The following is a 12,978-nucleotide window of genomic DNA, read 5'->3' as shown; positions in this document are numbered from 1 at the left end:
CCGTCCCCCTCTCACATCCGGAGATCACCCATGGCTCGTACCCCTCGGTCGCGGTGGGCGTTGATCGCCTCCGCCGCCGCGCTCACCCTCACCACCGCCGGTCTCACCGGCACCCAACTCGCCTCCGCGGCCGCCGCCGGCTGCTCGGTCGACTACACCGTGTCCTCGTCCTGGTCCGGCGGCTTCGGCGCCAACGTCACCGTCACCAACCTCGGCGACCCGGTCAACACCTGGCGGCTGACCTGGACCTTCACGGCGGGTCAGACCGTCACCCAGTACTGGAACACCGCCCTCACCCAGACCGGGTCGGCCGTCACCGCCGCCAACGTCTCCTACAACGGCGCCATCGGAACCGGTGGCAGCACCAGCTTCGGCTTCAACGGCTCCTGGACCGGCAGCAACCCGGCGCCCACCAGCTTCGCCCTCAACGGCGTCACCTGCACCGGCGGCGTCGGCACCCCACCCACCACCGCGCCACCCACCACCGCGCCACCCACCAGCGCACCGCCCACCACGCCGCCGCCGGCCGGCAGCGGACCGTGCGACATCTACGCCGCCGGCAGCACGCCCTGCGTGGCTGCGCACAGCACCACCCGCGCCCTGTTCAGCGCCTACAACGGCCGGCTCTACCAGGTCCGCCGATCCTCCGACAACACCACCCGCGACATCACCACGCTCAACGCGGGCGGACCCGCCAACGCGGGCGCGCAGGACTCGTTCTGCGCCAACACCACGTGCGTCATCACCTGGATCTACGACCAGACCACCCGGGGCAACAACCTCGGCTACCAGGGGTCCGGCGGGATCGGCGGCGCGGTGCAACCGGCGGTCGCGAACCGGGAGTCGGTGACCGTCGGCGGCGCGAAGGCGTACTCGCTGTTCATCCCCGGCAACAGCAGCTACTGGCGCGACGGTCACCTGACCGGCGTCCCCACCGGCAGCGCCCCCGAGGGCATGTACATGGTCACCAGCGGCACCCACGTCAACAGCGGCTGCTGCTTCGACTACGGCAACAGCGAGACCACCCGCAGCGCCGACGCCGCCGGGGCGATGGACGCGATCTACTTCGGCACCAGCTGTTGGTTCGGCGGCTGCTCCGGCACCGGGCCCTGGGTCCAGGCCGATCTCGAATACGGTCTCTATCCCGGCGGCAGCTCGACGTGGAACCCGAATCAGCGCGCCTTCACCAGCAAGTTCGTCACCGCCACGCTGAAGAACAACGGCACCTCCCGCTTCGCCATCAAGGGCAGCAACGCCCAGTCCGGCAGCCTCTACACGCTCTACGACGGGTCGCTGCCCCGCGGCTACAGCCCGATGAAGAAGCAGGGCGCGATCATCCTGGGCAGCGGCGGCGACTGCTGCATCGACAACAAGAACCAGAGCGTCGGCACGTTCTACGAGGGCGCCATGGTCGCCGGCTACCCCTCGGACGCCACCGAGAACGCCGTCCAGGCCAACGTGGTGGCCGCCGGCTACCGCTGAACCGACCCGGCCGCCGCTCCCGTCCGACCGGGGGCGGCGGCCGTGTCGCCGGGCCGGGCACGCGCAGGCCACGCGCGCGGGGCACCGGACCGCACGGAGGCCGCACGGGCGGACGGTAGGCTGCGGGCGGTCGTCGGGGTGTCCGAAGGGGAACGCGTGACAGGCGTGGCGGTTCGTGGGGCGGTCGCGGCCCGCGGAGGTCGGAAGTGAACGACGGGCTGCGCCCCGGTGACCCGGCCCGGCTCGGTGGGTACGAGCTGCTCGGCCGGCTCGGCGAGGGCGGCATGGGCAGCGTCTTCCTGGCCCGTTCGCCGCAGGGACGGCGGGTGGCGGTCAAGGTGGTCCGCGCGGAGCTGTCCCACCACGACGAGTTCCGGGGCCGGTTCCGCAGCGAGGTGAACCGGGCCCGCCAGGTGCCACCGTTCTGCACCGCCGAGGTGCTCGACGCCGACCCGGACCACGAGCCGCCCTACCTGGTCGTCGAGTACGTCGACGGCCCCAGCCTGGTCCAGGTGGTCCGGGACCAGGGGCCGATGACGACGACGGGCGTGCACGGCATCGCGGTCGGGGTGGCGACCGCGCTCACCGCCATCCACGGCGCCGGCGTGATCCACCGCGACCTGAAGCCGGCGAACGTCCTCGTCGCGCCGGGCGGCATCAAGGTCATCGACTTCGGCATCGCCCGCGCCTTCGAGGCGACAAGCCAGCACACCAGGACCAACCAGATGGTCGGCACCGTCGCGTACATGGCGCCGGAGCGGTTCGAGACGACCACCGGCAACCCGGTGGGTCCGGCCGCCGACATCTTCGCCTGGGGCGCCGTGGTCGCGTTCGCCGCGACCGGCCGCACCCCGTTCGAGGGCGAGTCCGCGACCGCCACCGCGATGCGGATCCTCACCCAGCCGCCGGACCTGACCGGCCTCGACGGGCCGCTGCGAGCGCTCGTCTCGCGAGCGTTGGAGAAGGACCCGGCCGACCGGCCGACCGCCCGGGAGCTGCTCGACGGGTTGTTGACCACGGCTTCCCCGAGCGGCGATGCCGGCCGGCTCCCGAACGCGCGGGCGGCCGTGACGCCCGGGGCCGCCGGCGCCGCGACCGCCCGACCGCCGGCCGACGCCGCCGGCGACGGGGACGCGCCCGACCCGGACCCCGGCGCCGCTGAACGGCGACGGCGGCGACGGCGACTCGTCGGGCTGGTGGCCGGCGCGGTCGTGGTGGCGGCACTCGTGCCCGCCGCGCTGTTCGGCTCGGACCTGCTGCCGGACGGCACCGGTTCGGAGCCCGCCGGGGTCGGCTCGCCCGCCGCCAGCGCCACGACGGCCGGTGCGCCCACGCCCGGCGGATCGCCGTCCACGTCGCCGGCATCGCGTACGCCGAGCCGGTCGCCCTCCGCCACGGCCGACCGGACCCGGGCCATGCTGGCCGGGCAGCGGCGGCTCCTGCTGCACGTGGTGCAGGCCGACCGCGATCTCTCGCTGCCGTTCGACGGGGAGCTCACCGTCGGCGACGGGACCGGCCGGGACGCCCTCTTCGTGCTGGAACCGGTGGGCGTGGACTACCTGATCAAGTCGGTGAACCCGGACATCTCGCACCGCCCGTGCCTCGGCGTCAAACTCGACGCCGAGAGGAACGCCTCGCTGGTGGGCACCGAGTGTGAACCGACCGCGGCCACCATGTTCGGGATCCTCCGCGAGGGCAAGGACGACAAGGGGCGCACCTCCTACGCCATCGTCAGCGACAGGTACGGCCTCGTGCAGTGGGACGAGAGCAGAAGGGAGATCTACGTCCAGGAACTCGGCGACGCCCCGATCGACACCACGTTCAGCCTGGTCGACCGCGGTGCGGTCTGACCGGGGTCAGGACAGCAGTTCGACGTAGCCGGCGGAGCCGTGCACCCGGATCCGCCGGCCGTCGGCGATCAGCCGGGTGGCGTCCGGCACGTTCACCACGGCCGGCAGGCCGTACTCCCGGGCGATCACCGCGCCGTGGGTCATCTGGCCGCCGACCTCGGTCACCAGACCGGCGACGGCCACGAACAGGGGCGTCCAACTGGGGTCGGTGTGGGCGGTGACCAGGATGTCGCCCGGTTCCAGGTCGGCGCCGGCCAGGTCCCGCACGACCCGGGCCCGCCCCTCGACGGTCCCGTGCGAGACCGGCAGCCCGACCAGGGCGCCGCTCGGCACGTCGTCGCGCCGGTACGCCCCGGCCAACGCCTCGCCGTCGGAGGTGAGCACGCGCGGCGGGGTCAACGTCCGGTGCCACCGGAACGCGTCCCGGCGCTCGCGGACGAGCCGCGCGTCCACCCGCTCCGTACGCACCGCGTCGCGGAACTCGTCGAGGGTCAGGAAGAAGGCGTCCTCCCGGTCGGCGAGCACACCCGCCCGGACGAGCCGGTCGGCCTCCGCCGTCAACGCCTGCTTGTAGGCGAAGTAGCGGCTGATGATGTCGTACTTCGGGTACTCCCGGTAGCCGATGAAGGTCCGCACCCGGTCGATCATGTGCCGGGTCTCGTCGGCCTTGCGGTCGCCGTCCGGCAGCGCCCGCAGCCGGGCCAGCACCTCCGCGGCCTTGCGCTCCGCCGCCCGCTGCCCCCGCGCGAAGCGCCGCCGGGACTCGCCCGGGTCGAAGGTGCGGACGTGGTCGAGGATCAGCGGTACGAGGGTGGCCGGTTGCTCGCTCCACCGCGGCCGGGTGATGTCGATCTCGCCGACGCAGCGCATGCCGTACCGGTCGAGGTAGTCCTCGACGGCGGCGCGCGCCTCGCTCCCGCCCGGAAGCTTCGGCAGCTCGTCGAGGAACTCGCCGTCCCCGACGTCGCGCAGGAACGCCACCACCTCCGGATGCGGGCGGATCACGTCGGCGACGTCGAGGAGCGCCAGCCCCATCTCCGAGGTGACGTTGCCGGGGGCGGAGAGCGTCAGCGTGTCGGCGGCGTTCGGCTCGCCCAGCCACTCGCCCAGCTTGTCGTTGAGCCACCAGGTGGCCTCCATCCCGGCCATGATCGCCTGGATGCTGACCGGGTCGGTGAGGACCCGCTTGTGTTCCTCGAACGCCTCGGTCAGGAAGTCGAACAGCGCCGGACCGGACCGGGTTCGGATGTCGCGCCGCAGCGCGGCGACGCTGTCCCGGCTCCCCTCGATCAGCGCCGCGACGATGGCCGGATCCGTCTCGATCGTCGCCGGCGGGAGGCCGGCCGGCGGTCCGGCGGGTCCCGCGTCCGGCAGCGTCGGCACGACGTCGCCGCGCTCCAGGAGCGTCTCCAGCGCGTCCCGGGTCAGCGGGTCGGACCGCGTCATCAGGTTCAGGAAGGCGGCTCGGCCGGCCGGGGTGGCCAGGTGCCGGGTGGCGTCGACGAAGAGCCGGCCGCCGGCGGAGTGCATGGGCGCCATGGCGGTCCGCCGCCACATCGACAGCCCCAGCGGCTTCATCGCGTCGGTCATCATCTGCTGGTGGCCGACGGAGAGGTAGACGTGCTTCTCCCCGTCGTCGACCGCCGGGACCGGGAACAGGGTGGTGATCGGCCGGCTCTGCAGGATCTGGAAGTCGCCGTCGACCAGGGCCCACTCGACGTCCTGCGGGCGACCGAACCGGGCCTCGATCCGCCGGCCGAGCCGGGCCAGCCGCAGCACCTGCGCGTCGGTGAGCGCCGGCTGCTCCTGGCGGGCCGGGTCGACCTCGGTCACCCGCGTCCCACCGCCCGGCACGGCGTGCACGGCGACCCGCTTGGCGGCGATCGTGCGGGTGACGACCGCGTCGTCGCGCACCGTGAACACGTCCGGGTTCACCAGGCCGGCGACCAGCGCCTCGCCGAGCCCGAAGCCGGCGTCCACCGACGAGATCGTCCGGTTGCCGGTGACCGGATCGGCGGTGAAGAGGATCCCGGCCGCGTCCGGGCGGACCATCCGCTGCACGACCACGGCCATCCGCACGGCGCGGTGGTCGATGCCGTTGCGGAGGCGGTAGCTCACGGCCCGCTCGGTGAACAGCGACGCCCAGCACCGGCGGACGTGGGCGAGGACCGCGTCCGGGCCGACCACGTTGAGGTAGGTGTCCTGCTGCCCGGCGAACGAGGCCGTCGGCAGGTCCTCCGCCGTGGCGCTGGAGCGGACCGCGTAGGCGTCGTGCTGGCCCAGGTCGGCGGACGCGCCGGTGATCGCCGCCGCGACGTCGCCGGGAACCGCCGTCTCCTCGACGGCGCGGCGGATCTCCGCGCTGAGCGCACGGATCGCCTCCCGGTCGTCCGGCTCGAGCCGGGCGAGCCGGTCGAGTCGCTCGTCGAGCGCCGGGACGCCCGCGACGACTCGCCGGAACGCGTCCGTCGTGACGCAGAAGCCGGCCGGCACGCGCACCCCGTCGGTGCGGGACAGCGCCCCCAGGTGGGCACCCTTGCCGCCGACGACGGCGACCTGCGTCTCGTCGGCCTCGTCGAACCCCACCACGTACCGTCCGGCCATCACGTGCCCCCCGTTTTCCCAGCTCGAACCGCGTCCGGCCGACGATTCTGCGGCACCACCCGGGTCTTGCCACAAGCCCCCGGTTGCGATATACGTTAGAAGTGGCAGGGAGTTCTCTCCCTGCCTTTGCTGTGTCCTCCGCCGGTCGACCGGTGCGACGGAAATGTGGCACTCCCGACCTCGGCCGCCGGCATGACCGGGACGCATCGGGGGCAAGACCACCGCGGAGAGCTTCCCGGGAAGGCCCGTCGGGCAACGCAATGCCGCTGGTGTCCGCATTTGCCGCCCTGGATAGCACCACGACCTGGACGAGCGGGATCCGATGCGGTGAGGGAGACTCGGGCGATGACCGGCGCTGGCACCGACCCGCGGACACGTGCCGACGTGTTCGCCGTCGACGGCGAGATCGGCCCGGATCTGGCCCGGGTCGACTGGTCCACCCATCCGCTGGGGCCGCCCGGCGGCTGGCCGCAGAGCCTGCGTACCGCGGTGCGCATCCTGCTCTCCTCCCGCTTCCCGATGTGGATGGCCTGGGGCCCCGAGCTGACCTTCTTCTGCAATGCCGCCTACCGGCGCGACACGCTGGGCCGCAAGTACCCGTGGGCGCTGGGCCGGCCGGCGAACGAGGTGTGGGCGGAGATCTGGGGCGACATCGGCCCGCGCATCGACACCGTGCTGCGCACCGGCGAGGCGACCTGGGACGAGGGGCTGCTGCTGTTCCTGGAGCGCTCCGACTACCGGGAGGAGACCTACCACACGTTCTCCTACAGCCCGCTGCGCGACGACGACGGGGCGCTGGTCGGGATGCTCTGCGTGGTCAGCGAGGAGACCGAGCGGGTCATCGGCGAACGGCGGATGGCCACCCTGCGGGACCTCGGCTCGGACCCGAGCGTGATCCGCACCGAGCAGGAGACGCTCGCCTTCGCCGGCCGCCAGCTCGGGCGCAACCCGTGGGACCTGCCGTTCACGCTGACGTACCTGTTCGGCGACGACGGTGCGGCGCGACTGGCGCAGGCGACCGGCGTCACCGCCGGCGACCCGGCGGCCCCGGCGACGCTGTCGCCCGACGACCCGGGGGCCCGCTGGCCGACGCGGACCCTCTGCGAGGGCGAGCCGGTCCTGGTGCCGCTGGACGGCGACGGGTTCGCCGACCTGCCGACCGGTGGCTGGCCGGACCCGCCCACCCAGGCCCTGCTGGTGCCGCTGCGCCAGCAGGGCGGCACGCCGTACGGCTTCCTGGTGGCCGGGCTGAACCGCTACCGCGAACTCGACGACGGCTACCGCGGGTTCGTGGAGCTGACCGCCGGCCACGTGGCCACCGGGATCGCCAGCGCCCGCAGCTACCAGGCACAGCAGCGGCGGGCCGAGGAGCTGGCCGAGCTGGACCGGGCGAAGACCGCGTTCTTCTCCAACATCAGCCACGAGTTCCGCACCCCGCTGACGCTGATCATGGGGCCGGTGGACGAGCTGCGTGGCCGGCTGCGGGACGCCGACGAGCAGACCCGCGAGGAGCTGGAGGTCGTCCGCCGCAACGGGCTGCGCCTGGGCAAGCTGGTCAACAGCCTGCTCGACTTCTCCCGCATCGAGGCCGGGCGGATGCAGGCCCGCTACCAGCCGGTGGACCTGGCCGCGGTCACCGCCGACCTGGCCAGCGTCTTCCGCTCCGCGATCGAACGCGCCGGCCTCGTCTTCGAGGTCGACTGCCGGCCGCTGCCCCAGCCGGTGCACATCGACCCGGCGATGTGGGAGAAGGTGGTGCTCAACCTGCTGAGCAACGCGTTGAAGTTCACCTTCGACGGCACCGTGCGGGTGCTGCTGCGCGCCGAGGACGGGCAGGCCGTGCTGCGGGTGGCCGACACCGGCATCGGCGTCGCCGAGGACGAGATGCCCCGGCTGTTCGAGCGGTTCCACCGGATCGAGAACGCCCGGTCCCGGTCCGACGAGGGCAGCGGGATCGGCCTGGCGCTGGTCAAGGAGCTGGTCGGGCTGCACGGCGGCACCATCACCGCCACCAGCGCGCCCGAGCGCGGCACCGAGTTCACGGTCCGGCTGCCGCTCGGCGTCGCCCACCTGCCCGCCGACGCCCTCGCCCCGGCCGGCGCCGGCCGGGCCCCGGTCGCCGCCGAGCCGTTCGTGCAGGAGGCGCTGCGCTGGCTGCCGACCGACCCGGCCGCCGAGGTGGTCCCGGACGACCCGGCGCCGGCCGACGGGCCGACGCCGGCCCTGCCGGGGCAGGTCGCGGCCCGGGTCCTGGTCGCCGACGACAACGCCGACATGCGCGAATACCTCACCCGCCTGCTGCGTTCCGCCGGGCACCGGGTGCACACCGTCGCCGACGGGCAGGCGGCGCTGGAGGCCGCCCGCACGCACACACCCGACCTGGTGGTCAGCGACGTGATGATGCCGCGGCTCGACGGCCTGCAACTGGTGGCCGCGCTGCGGGCCGACCCGCGGACCGCCGGCACCCCGGTGCTGCTGCTGTCCGCCCGGGCCGGTGAGGAGGCCTCGATCGAGGGGTTGGAGGCCGGCGCCGACGACTATCTGGTCAAGCCGTTCCCGGCCGCCGAACTGCTGGCCCGGGTACGGGCCAACGTGGAGCTGGCCCGGCTGCGCAACCACCACGCCCGCTGGCGCACCGCGCTGATCGACTCGTTGCAGGAGGCGTTCTTCGTCTGCGACTCCGACGGCGCGGTCGTGGAGATCAACACGGCGTTCACCGACATGCTCGGCTACGGGCCGGAGGGGCTGCCGTACCGGTCGGGGCAGCAGCCGTGGTGGCCGGACCCGGAGGCCGAACCCGAGGCACATCGTCAGGTCTCCGCCGCGTTCTCCGTGCTGCTCGGGCAGACCCAGGGCACGTACACCGTCCCGGTGACGCACCGCAACGGGCACCGGCTCTGGATCGCGGCCGCGTTCAACCAGGTCGACGATCCGGACACCGGTCGCCGGGTGATCGTGGGGACGTTCCGCGACGTGACCGCCGAGCACTATGCGGTGCAGCGTGAGACCGCGCTGGCCGGGCTCAGCATGCGCCTGTCCCAGGCGGAGGATCTCGCCGACGCCCTGCGCGGGGTGCTGGACGAGATGCGCAAACTCTGGCGGGCCACCGCCGTGGTCACCGCCGTCTTCGGCGACTCCCCCGCCCCCGACGTCACCGCGACCGATCCGCTGCTGCGCTGGGAGTCACTGCCCGACGCGCGCCGCCAGGCGCTGCTCGCGCTGCGCGACACGCCGCTGCTGACACCGGTGGCGACCCGGGCACACGGCGCCGGCATCGCGGTGGAGCACCCGGTCGGCACGATGGCGCTCTGGATCGACCTGGGCGAGAAGCGGCCCTTCACCGAGCAGGACCAGACGCTGCTGGCGCTGCTCGCCGGCCACGTCGGTCAGGGCCTGCACCGCGTGCACCAGATCGACCAGCAGCGGGAGACCGCCCTGGCCCTGCAGCGGGCGATCCTCGGCCCGGCCCAACTGCCGGCCGGCTTCGCCGTGCGCTACGCCCCCGCCACGCTTCCGCTCAAGGTCGGCGGCGACTGGTACGACACCGTCGAGCTGCCGGACGGGCGGATCGGGATCGTGGTCGGTGACTGTGTGGGCCACGGCCTGCGGGCCGCCACCGTGATGGGGCAGTTGCGCAGTGCCTGCCGGGCACTGCTGCTCCAGGACGCCAGCCCGGGCCGGACGCTGGCGGCCCTGGACCGGTTCGCCGCGATGCTCCCCGGCGCGCAGTGCGCCACCGTCTTCTGCGGCGTGCTCGATCCGGCCACCGGCCGGCTGCGCTATTCCAGCGCCGGGCACCCGCCGGCCATCGTGGTGCATCCGGACGGCACGTCCGAGTTCCTCGACCAGGGCCGCTCCCGGCCGCTCGCGGTCCGCACCGGACGGGACCGCCCGGAGGCCGAGGTCACCGTGCCCGCCCGGGCCACCCTGATGCTCTACACCGACGGCCTCGTCGAGCGCCGCCGCCAGCCGCTGACCGCCGGCATCTACCGGGCCACCGCCACCCTCCAGGAGGGCCGGTCCGTCCCGATCGACGCCCTGGCCAGCGAGGTGATGGACCGGCTCGCCCCGGACGGCGGGTACGACGACGACGTGGCCCTGCTGCTCTACCGCCACCCGGGGCCGCTGGAGCTGGACTTCCCCGCCGAGTCGTCGCGCCTGGCCGAGGTCCGCACCGCGCTGCGCGGCTGGCTGGACCGGTGCGGCCTGGCGCCGGCCCACTCCTACAACGTCCTGGTGGCCGCCGGCGAGGCGTGCGCCAACGCCATCGAGCACGGCCACCGGGACAAGCCCGGCGGCCGGATCCGGCTGCGCGCCGCCGCCACCGCCGACGCGCTTCGGGTGAGCGTCACCGACAGCGGGCACTGGCGGGACCAGAACCGCCCGGCGGACCCGAGCCGGGGTCGAGGGTTGGTGCTGATGCGTGCTCTCATGGACAGCATCACCGTGACGCCGGGTGTCACCGGCACCACCGTCGACATGCAGGCAAGGATCATCCGATGAGTACGGCTCTGAAGCTCAGCACCAGCGGTGGCCCCGACGGCACCCGCGTGCTGACCGCGGTCGGTGAGATCGACATGAGCAACGCGGCCGCGTTCGGCGCCGCGCTGGACGACGCGGTACGCCCCGACGGCGATCCGCTCGTGGTGGATCTGACCGCTGTGGAATACCTGGACAGCGCCGGCCTGGCGGTGCTGTTCCCGCACGCCGAGCGCATCGCGCTGGTCGCCGGCCCGCTGCTGGAGCCGTTGCTCACCATCTCCGGGCTGGCCGAGCTGACCACGGTCCGCAGCGGCTGACGAGGGACGGCCCGTCCGTCGACACCCTCGGAGTTCAGAGGGCATTCATAAGATGTCTTATGGCACAGGGGGCTCACAGGCGCGGTTGTGTGCGCCGGAAGGCATTGACGTCACACGATTGAAACGCTTAACGTCTGATGTCTAACTCGCCCAACCGGTTACACCACCACCACCTTCGAAGGGATCGCCATGTCCCGTCCCCACCTCTCCCGTCGCGCCCTGCTGGCCGCCCTCGGCGCCGGCGGAGCCGCTGTCGCCGTCGGCGGCGTCGCCCGTCCGCTGCCCGCCGCCGCCGCCATCCCCGGGCCGTCGAACTACGCCGAGACCTGGGCGTCGGTCGGCCAGCACCCGGCCGCGCCCGAGTGGTTCCAGGACGCCAAGTTCGGCATCTACTTCCACTGGGGCGTGTTCAGCGTGCCGGCCTACGCCAACGAGTGGTACCCGCGCAACATGTACAACAACGGCTCGAACGAGAACAACCACCACAAGTCCGTCTACGGTGACCCGTCAGCCTGGCCGTACCACAACTTCATCAACGGGGCCCGCGACAAGGCGGGCAACCTCGTGCAGTTCGCGCCGAAGCTGAAGTCGGCCGGCGGCAACTTCGACCCCAACGAGTGGGCGCAGCTCTTCGCCGACGCAGGCGCCAGGTTCGCCGGCCCGGTCGCCGAGCACCACGACGGCTTCTCCATGTGGAACAGCCAGGTCAACGAGTGGAACTCGGTGGCCAGGGGACCGAGGCTCGACCTGCTCAAGCTGCACACCGACGCGATCCGCGCGCGCGGCATGAAGGTCATGGTCGCCATGCACCACGCGTACAACTTCACCGGCTTCTACCAGTGGGCGCCGCAGCAGTCCGACGCCAGCCTGCGCAAGCTCTACGGGCAGCTCGGCACCGCCGCGGAGGAGCAGCTCTGGTACGACAAGCTGCGCGAGGTGATCGACCAGTCCCAGCCGGACATGATCTGGCAGGACTTCAACCTCGGCCGGATCAGCGAGGCGCAGCGGCTGAAGTTCCTGGCCTACTACTACAACCGGGCCGTGGCGTGGGACAAGGAGGTCGTCGCCACCTACAAGGACGGACTGGAACGGGGCGGCTCGGTCTTCGACTACGAGCGCGGCGGTCCGGCGGACCGGCGTGACCCCTACTGGCTCACCGACGACAGCATCAGCAGCTCCAGCTGGTGCTACACGGTGGGGATCGGCTACTACTCGCTCAACCAGATGCTGCACTCGCTGCTGGACCGGGTCAGCAAGAACGGCAACATGGTGCTCAACATCGCGCCGATGGCCGACGGCACCATCCCGAGCGGGCAGCGCACCATCCTGCTCGGCATCGGCGACTACCTGCGCCGCTTCGGCGAGTCCGTCTACGCCACCCGGGCCTGGACCACGTACGGCGAGGGCCCGACCCAGATGGGCGGCGGCTCCTTCAGCACCCCGCGCGCCGGCACCGCGCAGGACATCCGGTTCACCCGCAACAAGGCGAACACCGTGCTGTACGCGACGATCCTCGGCTGGCCGGGCAGCTCGGTCACCATCACCACGCTGGCGGCGAACCGGATCAACCTCAGCAACCTGGCCGGCGTGCAACTGCTCGGGTCCACCGCCGGCAGCTACGTCAACCTGCCGACGCGTACCCAGGACAACGGCGGACTGCGCATCACCCTGCCCTCGTCCTCCGCGCCGTTCAGCGCCCCGGCGTACGTGGTCAAGCTGACCTTCAACGGCGCGATCCCGACCCTGGGCGGCAGCACGAGCACCTGGCAGCGGATCACGAACGTGACGAACGGCCTGGCGCTGGACAGCGGCGGCAACGTCGCCTCCGGTTCGGCGCTGAAGCAGTGGAGCTGGGACGGCAGCACAAATCTCCAGTGGCAGCTGATCGACCTCGGCACCGGCTACCACCGGATCGTCAACCGGACCAACGGCATGGTCGTCGACGGCTTCGGCCAGACCACCAACGGCGCCAACGCCCAGCAGGCGGCGTGGAACGGCGGCAACACCCAGCAGTGGCAGCTCACCGACCAGGGCAGCGGGCGCTTCCGGATCGCCAACCGGGCGACCGGCCTGGTGCTCGACGGCGGCGGCCAGGTCGCCTCCGGCTCCACGGTCAAGCAGTGGACCTGGGACGGCAGCACCAACCTGATGTGGACGATCACCGGCGTGTGAGCGACGACGTGTCAAGCGGGGCCCCGCCTCTACCGAGTACGTTGACCGGGGCCCCGCCTTGCCGGCGGGAG

Annotated in this window: 6 protein-coding genes; 5 read left to right on the top strand and 1 reads right to left on the bottom strand. The window is 72.7% G+C overall.

The annotated features are described in order from the left end of the window. Nucleotides 1–30 precede the first annotated feature (30 nt). On the top strand, nucleotides 31–1,482 hold the full coding sequence (locus O7598_RS10965; protein WP_269691217.1) for an arabinofuranosidase catalytic domain-containing protein: 1,452 nt from the start codon (nucleotides 31–33) through the stop codon (nucleotides 1,480–1,482). Nucleotides 1,483–1,688: 206 nt separating this feature from the next. Further along, entirely contained in the window at nucleotides 1,689–3,332 is a 1,644-nt protein-coding gene (locus O7598_RS10960) for a serine/threonine-protein kinase (protein WP_269691216.1), read from the top strand. A gap of 6 nt (nucleotides 3,333–3,338) precedes the next feature. Here O7598_RS10960 and rph read toward each other — a convergent pair whose 3' ends face one another. Then, complete coding sequence (gene rph / locus O7598_RS10955; protein ID WP_269691215.1) at nucleotides 3,339–5,936, bottom strand: rifamycin-inactivating phosphotransferase; 2,598 nt, start codon at nucleotides 5,934–5,936, stop codon at nucleotides 3,339–3,341. Between the two features lie 345 nt (nucleotides 5,937–6,281). Here rph and O7598_RS10950 point away from each other — a divergent pair, with 345 nt between their 5' ends. The 3 genes from O7598_RS10950 (at nucleotide 6,282) to O7598_RS10940 (ending at nucleotide 12,907) form a co-directional block, all read left to right on the top strand. Beyond that, nucleotides 6,282–10,439 (top strand): SpoIIE family protein phosphatase, encoded by a 4,158-nt coding sequence (locus O7598_RS10950; RefSeq protein WP_269691214.1) that lies wholly within the window; start codon nucleotides 6,282–6,284, stop codon nucleotides 10,437–10,439. Continuing rightward, nucleotides 10,436–10,735, top strand: coding sequence for an STAS domain-containing protein (locus O7598_RS10945; RefSeq protein ID WP_269691213.1), 300 nt, complete (start codon nucleotides 10,436–10,438; stop codon nucleotides 10,733–10,735). Before O7598_RS10950 ends, O7598_RS10945 begins: the two co-directional genes overlap by 4 nt. Nucleotides 10,736–10,924: 189 nt before the next feature. Further along, complete coding sequence (locus O7598_RS10940; RefSeq protein ID WP_269691212.1) at nucleotides 10,925–12,907, top strand: alpha-L-fucosidase; 1,983 nt, start codon at nucleotides 10,925–10,927, stop codon at nucleotides 12,905–12,907. The last annotated feature ends 71 nt before the right edge of the window (nucleotides 12,908–12,978 follow it).

It is taken from the genome of Micromonospora sp. WMMC241 (genome assembly GCF_027460165.1).
GTDB lineage: Bacteria > Actinomycetota > Actinomycetes > Mycobacteriales > Micromonosporaceae > Micromonospora > Micromonospora humi.
This window is presented reverse-complemented; position numbering and strand designations above follow the sequence as displayed.